This window comes from Mycobacterium europaeum, from assembly GCF_034555895.2.
In the GTDB taxonomy this organism is placed as follows: domain Bacteria; phylum Actinomycetota; class Actinomycetes; order Mycobacteriales; family Mycobacteriaceae; genus Mycobacterium; species Mycobacterium europaeum.
This window is the reverse complement of sequence record NZ_CP157315.1, coordinates 2932229-2946568: the sequence shown is the minus strand read 5'-3', so window position 1 is coordinate 2946568 and position 14340 is coordinate 2932229. Positions and strand designations below refer to the sequence as shown.

Sequence of the window (14340 nt, the reverse complement as noted above, 5' to 3'; positions counted from 1 at the left end):
CCCCATCCTCGCCCGGCTAGGCTCGTTTTCATGCCCATGGACTTGCATCCCGATCTCGACGCCCTGGCGCCACTCCTGGGCACCTGGGCCGGCCGGGGAGCGGGGGAGTACCCGACGATCGAGCCCTTCGACTACCTCGAAGAAGTGGTGTTCTCTCACGTCGGCAAGCCGTTTCTGGCGTACGCGCAAAAGACCAAGGCGGCGGCCGACGGCAAGCCGTTGCACGCCGAGACCGGCTACCTGCGCGTGCCGCAACCCGGTCACCTCGAGCTGGTGCTGGCCCATCCGAGCGGCATCACCGAAATCGAGGTGGGCACGTATACGGTCAGCGGCGGCCTGATCGAAATCGAGCTCTCCACAACGGACGTCGGGCTCACCCCGACCGCCAAGGAGGTCACCTCGCTGGGCCGCTCTTTCCGCATCGACGGCGATGAGCTGTCGTATTCGGTGCGGATGGGGGCGGTCGGGCAACCGTTGCAGCACCACCTCGCCGCGGTGCTGCACCGCCAGCGCTGAGCGCCCGGGCCGGCCGGGGTCAGTTCAGATGGCGGACACCGTCGTTGACGACGCTGCCGGCCACCCCCACCCAGCCCTCGGCGTTCCACGTCGTCTCGATGATCGATCCCCTGCCCTGGGTGATGTGGAGGTCGCGGCTGAGGTAGTCGGTGATGCGCATCGCCGCCGAGCCGGTCGCCTCGTCTTCCCGCACGCCGAGATTGGCGGCGAACACGCGGGCGCGCAGCGAACCGGCGGCCTGGTCCGTCCAGGCCCACAGGTAGTGCGCCGTGTCGTCGGGAAAATCCCCCGGGTCGGCGGCCAGAAGCTCGTCGGGCGAACCGAATTCGTGCAGCGCGACCTCGGGCGCCCACTCCGAGCGGGCGCTGATGCCGGTGCGGTCGTCGGCGTAACTCACCTGTACCAGGCCCGCCGACACCTGCAGCGTGTTGATCGGCGTGCCGTTCTTCCGCAACCACCACGCCGCGCCGACCGTGGGATGCCCCGCGAACGCAATCTGGATCAGCGGGGTGTAGATGGTGGCGTGCGCGGTGGTTGACCCGGCGGCCGGAATATCGATGAAAACCGTTTCGCTGTAACCCAATTCAGTTGCCAGCCGTTGCCGGTCCGCCGGTTCGACCCGGCCGGCATCCACGACGCCGAGCGGATTGCCGAAATTGCCGTCCTGATCGGTGAACACCCGCAACACGGTGACGTCGATACCCATGGCCCGACTGTACGGCCCCGGACCCGGGCGCACCGATCAAGGTGGTTCAGGTAGCGCTGCGTTCGTCGGAGCCCATGGCGTTGAGCACGGCGACGCGGGTGGTCGCCGGGCCGCTGACGGCCTTCTCGCCGCCGCCGCTGCGGAGCAACGCGCGCAGGGCCGCCTGATCGTATTCGGCGGGCGCGGTGCCGTCGATGAAGCGTTCGACCACGTCGATGAAGCGGGCCGGGTCGTCGTGGAACGGAAAGTGGCCGGAGCCTTCGAAGATCTCCAGGCGGGAGCCGGGCATGGCGGCGTGAGCCATCCGCGCGTGCCGAACGGGGACGACCACATCCTTGGTGCCCCAGACGATCTGCACCGGGATCGCTTCGGTCAAGTAGCACCGGTCGAGCATGGTGACGATCTGGCCGCGCCAGTCCACCACCGCGCGCAGGGTCCGGCTGAAGGCCGCCGAGGCCGTCGGCTCCGGCAGGTCGTCGAGGATCCGCAACACGTTGGGCAGGTCGCGCCCCAGCCCGGTGGATCCGATCGCCAGGCCCGCGATGCGCCCCGCCAGCTGAACCGCCGGCAGCACCAGGGGCAGCCGCAGCAGGGCGAGGGCCTCGCTACCCATCGGCAACGAGGCCAGCCGGAGGGCGACGTTGACATCCTTGGTGACGCCACCGGCGGCGACCAGGATCAGCCGGTCGACCAAATGCGGGAACTGGTAGGCGAATTGCATGGCGACGCCGCCGCCCAGCGAATGGCCCACGACGGTCACCCGCTCGATGTCGAGCACGCTGAGCAGGTCGCGCATCCCGTTGGCGTAGGCGGCGACCGAGTAGTCCGCGCGTGGTTTGTCGGATCGCCCGTGGCCCAGCAGGTCGGGGGCGATGACGGTGAACCGCTGGGCCAGCTTGGCCTGCACGGTATTCCACGTGGTGGAGTTGTCGCCGATACCGTGGACCAGCAGGATCGCGGGCCCGTCACCGGCGATCCGGTAGGCCCGCTTGTATCCGTGGATGGTGCGGAATTCCAGCCGCGGGGCGGCGACCTCACGCACCGGGCGGAGAGTGCTCTTGCGCTTCCGCTCGGTCATGTCGCCAACCTTGGTGTCGGGCCGGGATGCGGGCCGGGGGAAAGGTCAGGCCTGGTCGTCGTCGTCGTCGCGCTTCTTCTCCGCCTGCTGGGCGAGGAATCGCTCGAACTCTGCGCCAAGCTCTTCGCCGCTAGGCAGGTCCTCGTCTCTTGCTAGTAACGACCTGTTCTCCTGAGCGTCGATGAAGGCATCGTACTGGCGCTCGAGCGCGGTCACCACTTGAGCAACCTCCGCGCTCGCCTCGACCTGCTCGTCGATCTTGGTGCGGATGACCGCCGCCGCTTCGGTCAACGCCGTCAGCGGCAGCTCGAGCGACGCGATCTTGGCCACCTGCTCGAGCAACGCCTCGGCGGCGGCGGGGTAGTCGGTCTGCGTCAGGTAGTGCGGCACATGCACGGTGTAGCCGACGACCTCGTGACCGTGCTGGGCCATCCGGTACTCCAGCAGGTTGGACGCGCTGCCCGGGACCTGGATCTCGGAGATCCACGGGGTGAACTCGGCGATCAACTCCGGGTTGTTGGAGTGCGCCGTCATCGTGATGGGCCGCGTGTGCGGAACCGCCATCGGGACGGTGCCCAGGCCGATCGTCTGACGCACGCCCAGGCGCTCGGCCAGCAGGCGGACCGCGGTGATGAAGCGCTCCCACTTCAGGTCGGGCTCCATGCCGGCGAGCAGCAGGAACGGGGTCCCGATGGTGTCGCGCAAGGCGTACAGGCTCAGCTCGGGTTCTTCATAACTGGTGAAGTGGTCGGTCTTGAAGGTCATCATCGGCCGCCGCGACCGGTAGTCGAGCAGTTCGTCGATGGCGAAGGACGCGACCAGCTCGGTGTCCAGGGCCGCCTTCAGATGCGACGAGGCCAGCCGGATCGCGTGACCGGCGTCCGAGAAGCCCTCCAGTGCGTGCACCAGCACCGGGCCTCGACCGTCCGACGTCGACAGCTGCGGCGCGGGCAACTCGAGCTCGTACATGCCGGCCTGTCCCGGCTGGTAGTCCGGTTCCTGCGGATCCTGACCGTGAGCCATCACCGACCGCCTCCTCTCGGGGATCTCTCCAGGGTGCCCTACCAGTGTCCCCCGAATCGGTGGGCGCCAATATCGAACAGCGGTGTGAAGTTCGCGTTTAATCCAGAAGAGAACATCGTGGGGGTGGCGAATGCGCCTTGCCGGCGGGTCTGGGGGGACGCGCGTTGGAGTCGGCCCGTCGCGCAGGCGTCAGGCATGATGACAGCGATGCGCGTACCGACCGTGATGCTGTGCCTGGTGGTCGCCGTGGCAACGTCAGTGACGTCGTGCAAGCGGCCGCCGGGCGATCGTGCGTCGGCTCCGCCGCCGCCGCCTCCGCGAAGCGGTGCGCCGGCGCAACGGCTCAGTCAGCCCGAGCAAAAGCCCGAGCAAAAGGCGGTCGCGGGACCGGTGGACCCGGACAAGCGCGTCGGCGCCATCTTCATCGACGGCAGCCTTCTGCACGTGTGCACGGGGTCGGTGGTGCATTCCGCGGGCGGCAACCTGATGATCACCGCGGCGCACTGCCTGGCCGGGGCGTCCAAAATCACCTTCGTGCCGGGCTTCTCCGGCGACGCGCCCCCGCCCCCGACCGATGTGTGGAAGGCCGACGCGGTCTACCTCGACCCCCGCTGGACCGCCAGCAAGGACCCCAACGCCGACTACGCGATCGCGCGCATGAGCAACGACGCGGGAAGCTCGGTCGAGGCACGTGCCGGCCTGGCGCTGACGCTGGGCACGACCCCGCCGCCCGGTAGTCACATCACCGTGATGGGCTACCCGGCCGGCGTGGGCGGGGCGCCCATCGGATGCCAGGCCAGCACGTCGTTGACCGAGGCGGGGTTTCCCTCGTTTCCGTGCGAGGGGCTGGTGGACGGCACCAGCGGCGCCCCCTGGGTCAACGGCACGACGCTGACCGGGGTGATCGGTGGTTTCGAGCGCGGCGGGTGCGCCGCAAACGTCTCGTATTCGGCGCCGTTCGACGCGCAGACCGCGCAGCTGCTGGCCCGCGCCGACGCGGGCGGCCCCGGCGACCCGATCCCGGGTGACCCCGACGACAGCTGCTAGTGGCGGAACTGGTTGAGCGCGCGCACCTTGTTCATCACGTCGAGCGCGGCCACCTTGTAGGCCTCGGAGAACGTCGGGTAGTTGAACACGGCGTCGACCAGGTACTCGACTGTGCCGCCGCAGCCCATCACGGCCTGCCCGATGTGCACCATCTCGGTGGCGCTGGTGCCGAAGATGTGCACGCCCAGCAGCTTGAGATCATCGGTGGATACCAGGAGTTTGAGCATGCCGTAGGAGTCGCCGGCGATCTGGCCGCGGGCCAGTTCCCGGTACCGGGCTACGCCGACCTCGTAGGGGATCGCGTCCTTGGTCAGCTCGACCTCGGTGGCGCCGACGTACGAGACCTCGGGAATGGAGTAGATGCCGATCGGCTGCAGCTCGGTGATGCCGTCGGTCGGCTCCCCGAAGGCGTGGTAGGCGGCCAGCCGGCCCTGTTCCATGGACGTCGCGGCCAGGGCGGGGAAGCCGATCACGTCGCCGACGGCGTAGATGTGCGGCACCTTGGTCTGGAAGAAGTCGTCGACGAAGATTCGCCCGCGGCCGTCGGCCTCCAGCTCGGCGTTGTGCAGGTCGAGGTGATCGGTCTGGCCCTGGCGCCCCGCGGAGTACATCACCGTCTCGGCGGGGATCTGCTTGCCGCTGGCCAAGGTGGTGACGGTGCCCGCCGAGCCGACGTCCACCGCCGTCACCTCCTCGCCGAACCGGAACGTCACCGCCAGGTCGCGCAGGTGGAATTTCAGCGCCTCCACGACCTCAGGGTCGCAGAAGTCCAGCATGTCGCTCCGCTTCTCCACGACGGTGACCTTGGTGCCCAGCGCGGCGAACATCGAGGCGTACTCGATGCCGATCACCCCGGCGCCGACCACCACCATCGAGGTGGGCAGCGATTTGAGGTCGAGGATCCCGTCGGAGTCGAGCACCCGCTCCTCGTCGAACTCGACGCCGGACGGCCGCGCCGGTCGGGTGCCGGTGGCGATGACGATGTATTTGCCGCTGACGGTGAGCTTTTCGCGTCGGGAGGGGTCTTCCACCTCGATGGTGTGCGGGTCGACGAAGCGGCCGTGGCCCAGCAACAAATCGATGCGGTTGCGCATCAGCTGGTTGCGCACCACGTCGACTTCCTTGCCGATCACGTGCTGGGTGCGGGCCAGCAGGTCGGCCGGGGTGATCTTCTCCTTGACCCGGTAGCTCGCCCCGTACAGTTCGCGCTGGCTCATCCCGGTGAGGTAAAGGACGGCCTCGCGCAACGTCTTTGACGGGATGGTGCCGGTCTGGACGCACACGCCGCCGAGCATCTGGCCCCGTTCGACGACCGCGACCGACTTGCCGAGCTTGGCCGAGGCGATGGCGGCCTTCTGCCCGCCGGGCCCCGAACCGATGACCACCATGTCGTACTCTTGCGCCGAACTCATGGGTAAACAGTAGAGCAGCAGAACTCACAGTGCTGGGTTCATGCACAGGTGCCCAATTACACCCGTTCTCGCGAGCGCCGGTTGACGGCGGGGCCCGTCACCGTGGTGCCCATGACGACGCATCGACCTGACTTCAAACTGAACCGCCCCGGCGCACTCATCGCCGCCCTGCCGGCCGTTCTCGGCTTCGTCCCCGAAAACTCATTGGTACTGGTGTCTTTGGATGGTGGTGACCTCGGCGCGGTGCTGCGCGTCGACCTCTCCGAAGAACTCGCCGCCGGGGTCGGGCACCTCGCGGATGTCGCCGCCGCGGCCCGGCCCGACGCCGCGATCGCGGTCATCGTCGACGCGGAGGGGGCGCACTGTCCATCCTGTAACGAGGACTACCGGCGGGTGTGCGACGCGCTGGCGAAGTCGTTGTCGGAGCACGGTATCGAGCTGTGGGCGGCCCATGTGGTCGACCGCGTCGCGCTCGGCGGGCGCTGGCATTGCGTGGACGGCTGCGGTTCGAGCGGCCCGGTCGACGATCCCTCGGCGTCGCCGCTGGCGGCCGCGGCGGTGCTCGACGGCAGGCGGCTCTACGCGCGCCGCGCTGACCTGCAGGCCGTCATCACGCCCGAGGACGCGGCGCGCAGCGCCGGGCTGACCGGGGTGATCGAGCGGCAGGCGACCAGACGCCGGGCGGCCCACCGCACCGACCCGGACCGCTGCGTGCGTGGCGACGTGCGGCTCGCCATGACGGTGGCGTCGCGTGCGGCCGCCGGCCAGGTGCCGTCGGACGCCCAGCTGGCGAAGCTGGCCTGCGCCCTGAGCGACGCGCAGGTGCGCGACATCCTCTACGCCCTGGCCGTCGGCGAGAACGCCGGCGAGGCGGAGTCATTGTGGGCATTGCTGGCCCGCACCCTGCCTCCACCGTGGCGGGTGGAGGCCCTGGTGCTGCTCGCGTTCAGTGCCTACGCCCGCGGCGACGGGCCGCTGGCCGGGGTATCGCTGGAGGCCGCACTGCGTTGCCGGCCCGACCACCGGATGGCGGGCATGCTGGACACGGCGTTGCAGTCGGGGCTACGGCCCGAGGACATTCGGGAATTGGCGCTCACCGGCTATCGGCTGGCCAAACAGCTCGGTGTGCGGATACCGCCGCGCCGGCTGGGCCGCAGGGCGTGCTAGCCCGACGGCGAGCGGGTCAGACCTTCTCGACCTTGACGGCGTGCGCCATCTCGTGCGGCAGGGTGACGTTCTCGTGGCCGGGGATGACGATGGTGACCCCGGCGGGCCCCGTCTCGACGGTCACCCGGGCGTTGGGCACGACGCCGGCATCCTTCAGACGGGTGATCAGGTCGATGTCGCCTTGCACGTGTTCGGTCAGCTGGCGGACGACGACGGCCACCGGCGAGCCGGGCGGCAACTCGGTCAGCCGGACCAGCATGGCTTCCTCCGCCCCGGATTCGGGGCCCACGCCCAGGTCCAGAAGCCCCGGGATCGGGTTGCCGAAGGGGGAGGTGGTCGGGTGGTTGAGCACCTTCACCAGCCGCCGCTCGACGTCCTCGCTCATCACGTGTTCCCACCGGCATGCCTCGGCGTGCACTTCCTCCCAGGGCACGCCGATGACGTCGACGAGCAGCCGTTCGGCAAGGCGGTGCTTGCGCATCACGGCGATGGCCAACGCCCGGCCCTTGTCGGTGAGTTCCAGGTGGCGGTCGCCGGCGACGTGGAGCAGCCCGTCGCGCTCCATGCGGGATACGGTTTGGCTGACAGTCGGCCCACTCTGCTCGAGGCGCTCGGCGATGCGCGCGCGCAGCGGCGTAACGCCCTCTTCTTCGAGGTCGTAGATGGTCCGCAAGTACATCTCGGTGGTGTCAACCAGGTCGTTCATTCAGCACCCTCCATCGACGCCGAGTCTACTTGGCCAGCTGCGTGAATGGGTGTAACGCTTCCCCGACAAGCAGTATGCCCGCCGCGTCCGCGGCGGGCATACCGTCTTGCTACTAGTTCCGGGAGCCTTAGCTCGCGTACGACCGTAGCCGGTCGGCGCGCTCGCCGTGGCGGAGTTTGGACATTACGTCCCGCTCGATTTGCCGGACCCGCTCGCGGGAGAGGCCGAAGAGCTTGCCGATCTGGTCCAGCGTGCGCGGCTGGCCGTCGTCCAGGCCGAACCGCAGCCGGATCACCTGGTGCTCGCGCTCGTCGAGCGTGGCGAGCACGCTGCGGATGTCGGTGTGCAGCAGTTCGGCGATCACCGCGTTCTCGGCGGACATCGCCTCGGCGTCCTCGATGAAGTCGCCCAGCGGGGCTTCCTCCTCGGAGCCGACCGGCATGTCGAGGCTTACCGGGTCGCGGCTGTGCTCGAGCAGGTCGTTGATCTTCTCCACCGGGATGCCCGATTCGGCCGCCAACTCCTCGTCGGTGGCCTCGCGGCCCAGGTTCTGGTGCATCTCCCGCTTGATCCGGGCCAGCTTGTTGACCTGCTCGACCAGGTGCACCGGCAACCGGATGGTGCGGCTCTGGTCGGCCATGCCGCGGGTGATGGCCTGGCGGATCCACCACGTGGCGTAGGTGGAGAACTTGAAACCCTTTGTGTAGTCGAACTTTTCCATGGCGCGGATCAGGCCCAGGTTGCCTTCCTGGATCAGGTCCAGCAACGGCATCCCGCGACCGGTGTAGCGCTTGGCCAGCGACACCACCAGGCGCAGGTTGGCTTCCAGCAGGTGACGGCGCGCGGCCTCGCCGTCGCGCACCACGGCCTCGAGGTCGCGTCGGCGGTTCTCGCCGAGGCGCTTGCGAGTTTCGAGCAGATGCTCGGCGTAGAGCCCGGCCTCGATGCGCTTGGCCAGTTCAACCTCGCCCGCCGCGTTCAGCAGCGCCGTCTTACCGATGCCATTGAGATATACGCGCACGAGGTCCGCGGCGGGGCTTTGAGCATCCAGATCGCCATCAAATCTGCTCGTGCTGGCGTTCGCCATAGCGACCTCCCGTTCGGCTTGTACTGTCATTGAGTTCAACGACAGATCAGCCCTGAGAGTTCCCAGCCCCATTCCATCTCACACGTCTTGACGTGCACAAATGTCCCGCCGACCTGAGAATGTCCTAAGAACTGCGGACTATTCCCAGCCCTGCGGTCCCATGGGCCAGGTCGAGTGCGGATGCGGGTGCGCCTCGAGCGCCGGCCGCTCGGCGCTGGGGAACAGCGGCGTCCGTCGCTCGGCGTCGTCGAACCGCCGGGGTTCGTCCGGGCGCCGGGGCGGCCGGTCGTTGGCGATCAGGACCGCCATCCATGGCAACGGGATCGACACGGCCACGATCGCCAGTGAGATCAGACCGTTGTGCCAGGCGCCGTACGCCAGCGCCGCCAGGATCAGGGCCGGGATCCGAAACGCCATCAGCGTCAGGTATTTCCGGACCCGCGCGCGGTGCTGCTCCTCGTAGGAGGGTGCTGCGGCGGTGATGAGCACCGGTCGGCCCTCATCGTCGAACCCCAGATCGGATTCGCGCTTCATTTCTCCACTCTCCCACACCCGGCCGATTCCGGCAGAGGCGAGTCACGGGGCACAATGTGAGGCATGCAGACCCAGACGATCGAACGCACCGAGACCGACGAACGCGTCGACGACGGGACCGGCAGCGATACGCCGAAGTACTTCCACTACGTCAAAAAGGACAAGATCGCCGAGAGCGCGGTCATGGGCAACCACGTGGTGGCGCTCTGCGGGGAAGTCTTCCCCGTCACCAAGGCGGCCAAGCCGGGATCGCCGGTGTGCCCGGACTGCAAGCGGATCTACGACCGGATGAAGAAGGGCTAGGCCCGCCGTCACAGCGTCGCGTTGTCGGCGGGTGCCCGCTCCGGCGAGGAACCAGTCGGTCGCTTCCGCACGGTCAGGCGGGCTTCCAGCCACTTGCGCAGCCGGTGCGCGTGCGTCTTGGGCGCCGGGAACTCCTCCTGGATGGCGGCGTTGAGTTCGGCGCCCAGCATGACCGCGAAACCACCGAAGAACGCGAACAGCAGGAACGCGATCGGGGTGGCCAGCGCGCCGTAGGTGTAGCCGGTGCTGGTGATCCACCGCAGGTAGACCCGCAGCCCCAGCGTGGCGATCAGGAAGACCGCCGTGGCGAGCACGGCGCCGAAGATCAGCCGGTGCGTCGGCAGCGGTTCGGGCAACGCCACCCGGTACAGAATGACCACCCCGACCAGCAGGCCGAGGATCAGCGCCGGGTAGTAGCCGTAACGCAGCACGTTGGCCAGGCTGTACGGGATGTGCTCGCTCAGCTTGCGCGGACCGACCACCAGCACCGGCGCGGCGCACACCACGAAGACCAGCATCACCACGTAGAGGAACAAGGCGAAGAGCCGCTGGCGCACGGGGTGGCGCAGGGGAGTCTGGTCATGCGCCTCCACCACCGCATCGACGTAGGCCGAGATCGCCGACGATCCGGCCCACATCGAGATGAGGAAGCCGACCGACACCACCTCGCCGCGGGCGTTGGCGGTGACGTCGCGGATGGTCGGCTCGATGATCTCGTTGACGACACTGGGCGAGAAGAAGCTGCGGATCGCGGAGATGATGCTCTTCTCGACCGCCGTCAACGTGTCCGGGCCGAACAGCGGCGCCACGTAGGCCAGGCTGCCCAGGATCCCCAGCAGCAGCGGCGGTAGCGACAGCGCCGACCAGAAACCCGCCTGCGCCGACTCGGAAAAGATGGAGTCATCCCAGCTTTTCGCGAGGGTCCTCAGACTGAGTCGCCGGATGTGATGGCGGGACGGTCTTGCGACTTGATCGCTCATACCCGTCCAGCATTACCGAAGACCGCCCCCGCCGCCCACATTGGCGACGGGTGAGTTGGCGGAACTAGCTTCCGCTGACCTCCAGCACGGCAGACAGCTCGGTCAGCTTCGCCTCGTGCTCGTTGGCGTGATGCTGGCAGAAGAGAAGCTCGGCTCCAGAAGGCAGCTTGGCGCGGACTCGAGCAGCGGCACCGCAGCGATCGCAGCGGTCCGCACGGGTTAGCTCGGGACTGGTCAGAGTTGCATTCATGGCTTCTCCGTTCTTGCTTTCATTCACTCTCTCAGACGTATGGGGTTTTCGCGTTGTTCCCTGATCGTTATCGGGTGTGTCGTTTCTCACGGGCTGTAAACGTTTCGTTTCGTAGTGCTCTCTACAGTGATCATTCGTGGCCTTCGCTCCTGACCTGCTGGTACATCTGTGCGGGCGCGACGAGTGGTCCCGTGCCCGCAAGTGCGGTGAGATTCGCCCCGACGCGTCCGGCGGCGGGCGGTTCATCCATCTGTCGACGCCCGACCAGGTTCATCTGCCGGCCAACCGGCTCTACCGTGGTCGCGGTGACTTGGTTCTGCTGCACATCGATCCGGCCCGATTGGACTCCGAGGTGCGCTGGGAACCAGGTGTAGCAACGGATCCCGCGTCGATGCTGTTCCCGCACCTGTACGGCCCGCTGCCCGCGAACGCCGTGATCCGGGTCACCGACTACCGGCCGGGGCCCGACGGCGCGTTCCCGCCTGCGGGGGACGGCACGTAGGCGTCGGCCTCGATCTCTACCGCGAACTCGGGTGCGATCAGCGCCGACACCTCCACCATGGTCGCCGCGGGACGGATGGCGCCGAAGACCTGCGCATGCACCGCGGCGACCTCGCGCCAGCGCGAGATGTCGGTGACGTAGATGCGGGTGCGCACCACATCGGTGAGCGCCGCGCCCGCCTGCCCGAGCGCAATCTCGATGCGGCGCAAGGCGTCTCGAGCCTGCGACGCGATATCTCCGGCCGGTCCGGCGCCGGTCGTTCCGGCCACCGACACGTGCGGGCCGACCCGGACCGCGCGCGAATAGCCGACGGCCGCTTCGAACTCGGAGTCGGACGAGACCAGGGTGCGTTGGGCTGACATGGCAGTCACCGTACGACGCCGCCGCCGGCTGCGCGACGGATTTTCCGGGCAGGCCGGAAATCCTTGCGCGGCAACGCCGCAACACCTCCGGAGAGGACGCGCGAAAGCGCGCTTAGTCGAGGTAGTCGCGCAACACCTGGGAACGGCTGGGGTGGCGCAGCTTCGACATCGTCTTGGACTCGATCTGGCGGATGCGCTCGCGGGTGACGCCGTAGACCTGTCCGATCTCGTCGAGGGTGCGGGGCTGGCCGTCGGTGAGGCCGAAGCGCAGCCGCACCACGCCGGCCTCGCGCTCGGACAGCGTCTCCAGCACCGACTGCAGCTGGTCCTGCAGCAGAGTGAACGACACCGCGTCGACGGCCACTACGGCCTCGCTGTCCTCGATGAAGTCGCCGAGTTGGCTGTCGCCCTCGTCGCCGATGGTCTGGTCCAGCGAGATCGGCTCGCGGGCGTATTGCTGGATCTCCAGCACCTTTTCGGGCGTGATGTCCATCTCCTTGGCCAGCTCTTCAGGCGTGGGCTCGCGGCCCAGGTCCTGCAGCAGCTCGCGCTGGATGCGGCCCAGCTTGTTGATGACCTCGACCATGTGCACCGGGATGCGGATGGTGCGGGCCTGGTCGGCCATGGCGCGGGTGATGGCCTGGCGGATCCACCACGTGGCGTACGTGGAGAACTTGTAGCCCTTGGTGTAGTCGAACTTCTCCACCGCGCGGATCAGGCCCAGGTTGCCTTCCTGGATCAGGTCGAGGAAGGCCATGCCGCGGCCGGTGTAGCGCTTGGCCAGCGACACCACCAAGCGCAGGTTGGCTTCCAGCAGGTGGTTTTTCGCGCGGTCCCCGTCGCGGCAGATCCACATCATGTCGCGGCGCTGCGCGGCGGGCAGCTTGTCGCCCCGCTCGGCCATCTCGGCCATCAACTGCGTCGCGTACAGGCCGGCCTCGATCCGCTTCGCCAGCTCGACCTCTTCCTCGGCGTTGAGCAGCGCCACCTTGCCGATCTGCTTGAGGTAGGCCCGGACCGAGTCCGCCGACGCGGTGAGCTCGGCGTCCTTGCGCGCCTGACGCAGCGCCTCGGACTCGTCCTCGTCCCAGACGAAATCACCGGACGCCTTGTCCTTCTCGGAGGGCTCGGCGATCTCCTCGTCCTCGGCGTCGGCGGCCTCGCCGGCCGCGGCGGCCGGGGCGGCTCCCTCTTCTTCGCTGTCGTCGGCGTCGGCCGGCTCGATGTCGGCGTCCTCACCGTCCGCCGCGACGTCGTCTTCCAGGTCGTCCAGGCTCAGGTCGCCGGCGTCGATCTCGAGATCCTCGCCGGGCTCGGCGTCGATTTCGGTGTCGTCGAGGTCCTCGACGACCTCCAGCTCTACGTCGGCATCGCCCGGGGCGCCCTTGGCCGCTTTGGTCCCACGGCCCGACGGGGCCTTGGCGGCGCGGGTCTTCTTCAGCTCGGCGCCGGCCTCGCCTTCGGCCTTGGTGGTCCGTCCCGGCGCCTTCGCGGCGCGTTTGGCGGGGGCAGCGCCATTGGCGGCCTTGGCCGCCGGGCGCTTAGCGGGGGAGGACGGAGACTTGGTGGCGGTCCGTTTCGCCGGCGCGTCGGTTGCCGGGCTGGCCTTGGTCGCTGCCACTTACACCCCTTCGTTTGGGCTCACCTTCGGTGGGTAAGGGCATGGTGAACCGAAAGTGTCTGCTATGTCGATGTCGGCGTTGGATCAGCGTTCGTGTTTGCACGCTGTCGTTCGGGCGGTCGCCGATGACCATTGTAACGACAGCGAGCCGTCGAACGGCTCTGCCGGGGAAAATCAGTGGGTCACGTCGGAGGTGGAGGCCATCGCCGCGCCGACGATCCCGGCCGTGTTGAGCAGGGCCGCAGCCACCACCGGGGTGCGGTTCCCGAGCAGCGGTAGCCACTTGTCGGCCTTGCGGCTGATGCCGCCGCCGGCGATGAACAGGTCCGGCCACATCGCGTTCTCGATGGCTACCAGCACCCGGGTGACCTGCGTGGTCCACTTTTCGTAGCTCCAGTTGTTCTTCTCCTTGACCGACGACGCCGCCCGCTGCTCGGCCTCTTTGCCGCCGACCTCGAGATGCCCCAGCTCGGTGTTGGGTATCAAGGTGCCGTTGTGGATGACCGCGGAGCCGATTCCGGTGCCGAAGGTCAGCAGGACGACCAGGCCGGACTGGTTCCTGCCGGCCCCGTAGTGCTCCTCGGCCAGCCCGGCGGCGTCCGCGTCGTTCAGCACCGTGACGTCCTGCCCGTCCAGCATGCCGCTGATGATCTCGCGCGCGTTGGTGCCGATCCATGACTTGTCGACGTTGGCGGCCGTCTGGACGACGCCGTGGGTCACGACCCCGGGATAGGTGACGCCGAGCGGGCCGGTCCAGCCGAACGCGTTGACGACCTCGGCGATGGTCTTGGCGACCGCCTGCGGCGTCGCCGGTTGCGGGGTCAACAGCTTGAACCGTTCGCCGATGAGCTGCCCGGTGTCCATGTCGACGATGCCGCCCTTGATGCCGCTGCCGCCGACATCGACGCCGAATCCCCGACGCTGTGGGGTGCCGACGGCGGTGCCGGTGCCGGGCGTTTCCGTGGTCGAGTCGGTGCTGGTCATCGAAGCTCCTGCGCGTGACTTGGACTGTGCGCCCACCTTAGCCCGGCGCCGGTGTGGCCACG

At 68.3% G+C, this 14340-nt stretch carries 17 protein-coding genes; 5 read left to right on the top strand and 12 right to left on the bottom strand.

Annotation, left to right across the window (positions count from 1 at the left end; genetic code table 11):
- The first annotated feature begins 30 nt into the window (after nucleotides 1-30).
- Complete coding sequence (locus tag U8D42_RS13155; protein ID WP_322860067.1) at nucleotides 31-516, top strand: peroxynitrite isomerase; 486 nt, start codon at nucleotides 31-33, stop codon at nucleotides 514-516.
- A 19-nt stretch (nucleotides 517-535) separates the two neighbouring features.
- Here U8D42_RS13155 and U8D42_RS13150 read toward each other — a convergent pair whose 3' ends face one another.
- Genes U8D42_RS13150 through U8D42_RS13140 form a run of 3 tightly spaced genes read right to left on the bottom strand, consistent with a single transcriptional unit; the run spans nucleotide 536 to nucleotide 3323 of the window.
- Nucleotides 536-1222 (bottom strand): PhzF family phenazine biosynthesis protein, encoded by a 687-nt coding sequence (locus U8D42_RS13150; RefSeq protein WP_322860068.1) that lies wholly within the window; start codon nucleotides 1220-1222, stop codon nucleotides 536-538.
- Nucleotides 1223-1268: 46 nt separating this feature from the next.
- On the bottom strand, nucleotides 1269-2300 hold the full coding sequence (locus tag U8D42_RS13145) for an alpha/beta fold hydrolase (protein ID WP_322860069.1): 1032 nt from the start codon (nucleotides 2298-2300) through the stop codon (nucleotides 1269-1271).
- 45 nt (nucleotides 2301-2345) lie between these two features.
- Nucleotides 2346-3323, bottom strand: a complete 978-nt coding sequence (locus U8D42_RS13140) for a proteasome assembly chaperone family protein (protein ID WP_322860070.1) — start codon at nucleotides 3321-3323, stop codon at nucleotides 2346-2348.
- A 195-nt stretch (nucleotides 3324-3518) separates the two neighbouring features.
- Here U8D42_RS13140 and U8D42_RS13135 point away from each other — a divergent pair, with 195 nt between their 5' ends.
- Complete coding sequence (locus U8D42_RS13135; RefSeq protein WP_322860071.1) at nucleotides 3519-4370, top strand: trypsin-like serine peptidase; 852 nt, start codon at nucleotides 3519-3521, stop codon at nucleotides 4368-4370.
- Here the strand turns inward: U8D42_RS13135 and sthA are convergent.
- Nucleotides 4367-5782 carry a Si-specific NAD(P)(+) transhydrogenase gene (gene sthA / locus U8D42_RS13130; RefSeq protein WP_085240006.1) on the bottom strand — a complete coding sequence of 472 codons (1416 nt, stop codon included), beginning with the start codon at nucleotides 5780-5782 and terminating at the stop codon, nucleotides 4367-4369. The genes U8D42_RS13135 and sthA overlap by 4 nt on opposite strands.
- A 111-nt stretch (nucleotides 5783-5893) precedes the next feature.
- On the opposite strand from sthA, the gene U8D42_RS13125 reads away from it, so the two are divergent.
- A complete protein-coding gene (locus U8D42_RS13125) occupies nucleotides 5894-6949 on the top strand; it encodes a DUF4192 domain-containing protein (protein WP_322860072.1) in 1056 nt (351 codons plus the stop codon).
- Between the two features lie 16 nt (nucleotides 6950-6965).
- On the opposite strand, the gene U8D42_RS13120 is transcribed toward U8D42_RS13125, so the two are convergent.
- The 3 genes from U8D42_RS13120 to U8D42_RS13110 form a co-directional block, all read right to left on the bottom strand.
- Entirely contained in the window at nucleotides 6966-7655 is a 690-nt protein-coding gene (locus tag U8D42_RS13120; protein WP_085240008.1) for a metal-dependent transcriptional regulator, read from the bottom strand.
- A gap of 127 nt (nucleotides 7656-7782) precedes the next feature.
- Nucleotides 7783-8772 (bottom strand): sigma-70 family RNA polymerase sigma factor SigB, encoded by a 990-nt coding sequence (gene sigB / locus U8D42_RS13115; RefSeq protein WP_067924022.1) that lies wholly within the window; start codon nucleotides 8770-8772, stop codon nucleotides 7783-7785.
- A gap of 108 nt (nucleotides 8773-8880) precedes the next feature.
- On the bottom strand, nucleotides 8881-9294 hold the full coding sequence (locus tag U8D42_RS13110; RefSeq protein ID WP_420845652.1) for a DUF3099 domain-containing protein: 414 nt from the start codon (nucleotides 9292-9294) through the stop codon (nucleotides 8881-8883).
- A 45-nt stretch (nucleotides 9295-9339) separates the two neighbouring features.
- On the opposite strand from U8D42_RS13110, the gene U8D42_RS13105 reads away from it, so the two are divergent.
- Nucleotides 9340-9579 carry a DUF3039 domain-containing protein gene (locus tag U8D42_RS13105; protein WP_067924016.1) on the top strand — a complete coding sequence of 80 codons (240 nt, stop codon included), beginning with the start codon at nucleotides 9340-9342 and terminating at the stop codon, nucleotides 9577-9579.
- Between the two features lie 8 nt (nucleotides 9580-9587).
- On the opposite strand, the gene U8D42_RS13100 is transcribed toward U8D42_RS13105, so the two are convergent.
- Together U8D42_RS13100 and U8D42_RS13095 are read right to left on the bottom strand one after the other, a co-directional pair.
- Nucleotides 9588-10559 (bottom strand): YihY/virulence factor BrkB family protein, encoded by a 972-nt coding sequence (locus tag U8D42_RS13100; protein ID WP_322860073.1) that lies wholly within the window; start codon nucleotides 10557-10559, stop codon nucleotides 9588-9590.
- A gap of 64 nt (nucleotides 10560-10623) precedes the next feature.
- Nucleotides 10624-10809: a DUF7455 domain-containing protein gene (locus U8D42_RS13095; RefSeq protein WP_082945686.1), complete on the bottom strand. Its 186-nt coding sequence runs from the start codon at nucleotides 10807-10809 to the stop codon at nucleotides 10624-10626.
- Nucleotides 10810-10945: 136 nt separating this feature from the next.
- Between U8D42_RS13095 and U8D42_RS13090 the strand changes: the two genes are divergently transcribed.
- On the top strand, nucleotides 10946-11311 hold the full coding sequence (locus tag U8D42_RS13090) for a DUF952 domain-containing protein (protein WP_085240011.1): 366 nt from the start codon (nucleotides 10946-10948) through the stop codon (nucleotides 11309-11311).
- On the opposite strand, the gene U8D42_RS13085 is transcribed toward U8D42_RS13090, so the two are convergent.
- The 3 genes from U8D42_RS13085 to ppgK all read right to left on the bottom strand — a co-directional run bounded on the left by U8D42_RS13085 (nucleotide 11260) and on the right by ppgK (nucleotide 14278).
- Nucleotides 11260-11673, bottom strand: coding sequence for a RidA family protein (locus U8D42_RS13085; RefSeq protein WP_322860074.1), 414 nt, complete (start codon nucleotides 11671-11673; stop codon nucleotides 11260-11262). The genes U8D42_RS13090 and U8D42_RS13085 overlap by 52 nt on opposite strands.
- 112 nt (nucleotides 11674-11785) lie before the next feature.
- Entirely contained in the window at nucleotides 11786-13294 is a 1509-nt protein-coding gene (locus tag U8D42_RS13080; protein ID WP_085240013.1) for an RNA polymerase sigma factor, read from the bottom strand.
- Between the two features lie 174 nt (nucleotides 13295-13468).
- Nucleotides 13469-14278, bottom strand: coding sequence for a polyphosphate--glucose phosphotransferase (ppgK, locus tag U8D42_RS13075; protein ID WP_090423079.1), 810 nt, complete (start codon nucleotides 14276-14278; stop codon nucleotides 13469-13471).
- Nucleotides 14279-14340 lie beyond the last annotated feature (62 nt).

What these genes read in the sequence shown, in the direction of transcription:
- U8D42_RS13155 (WP_322860067.1), top strand. Translation starts at nt 31, where the DNA reads ATGCCCATGGACTTGCATCCCGATCTCGACGCCCTGGCGCCACTCCTG.
- U8D42_RS13150 (WP_322860068.1), bottom strand. Translation starts at nt 1,222, where the DNA reads ATGGGTATCGACGTCACCGTGTTGCGGGTGTTCACCGATCAGGACGGC.
- U8D42_RS13145 (WP_322860069.1), bottom strand. Translation starts at nt 2,300, where the DNA reads ATGACCGAGCGGAAGCGCAAGAGCACTCTCCGCCCGGTGCGTGAGGTC.
- U8D42_RS13140 (WP_322860070.1), bottom strand. Translation starts at nt 3,323, where the DNA reads ATGGCTCACGGTCAGGATCCGCAGGAACCGGACTACCAGCCGGGACAG.
- U8D42_RS13135 (WP_322860071.1), top strand. Translation starts at nt 3,519, where the DNA reads ATGATGACAGCGATGCGCGTACCGACCGTGATGCTGTGCCTGGTGGTC.
- sthA (WP_085240006.1), bottom strand. Translation starts at nt 5,782, where the DNA reads ATGAGTTCGGCGCAAGAGTACGACATGGTGGTCATCGGTTCGGGGCCC.
- U8D42_RS13125 (WP_322860072.1), top strand. Translation starts at nt 5,894, where the DNA reads ATGACGACGCATCGACCTGACTTCAAACTGAACCGCCCCGGCGCACTC.
- U8D42_RS13120 (WP_085240008.1), bottom strand. Translation starts at nt 7,655, where the DNA reads ATGAACGACCTGGTTGACACCACCGAGATGTACTTGCGGACCATCTAC.
- sigB (WP_067924022.1), bottom strand. Translation starts at nt 8,772, where the DNA reads ATGACAGTACAAGCCGAACGGGAGGTCGCTATGGCGAACGCCAGCACG.
- U8D42_RS13105 (WP_067924016.1), top strand. Translation starts at nt 9,340, where the DNA reads ATGCAGACCCAGACGATCGAACGCACCGAGACCGACGAACGCGTCGAC.
- U8D42_RS13100 (WP_322860073.1), bottom strand. Translation starts at nt 10,559, where the DNA reads ATGAGCGATCAAGTCGCAAGACCGTCCCGCCATCACATCCGGCGACTC.
- U8D42_RS13095 (WP_082945686.1), bottom strand. Translation starts at nt 10,809, where the DNA reads ATGAATGCAACTCTGACCAGTCCCGAGCTAACCCGTGCGGACCGCTGC.
- U8D42_RS13085 (WP_322860074.1), bottom strand. Translation starts at nt 11,673, where the DNA reads ATGTCAGCCCAACGCACCCTGGTCTCGTCCGACTCCGAGTTCGAAGCG.
- ppgK (WP_090423079.1), bottom strand. Translation starts at nt 14,278, where the DNA reads ATGACCAGCACCGACTCGACCACGGAAACGCCCGGCACCGGCACCGCC.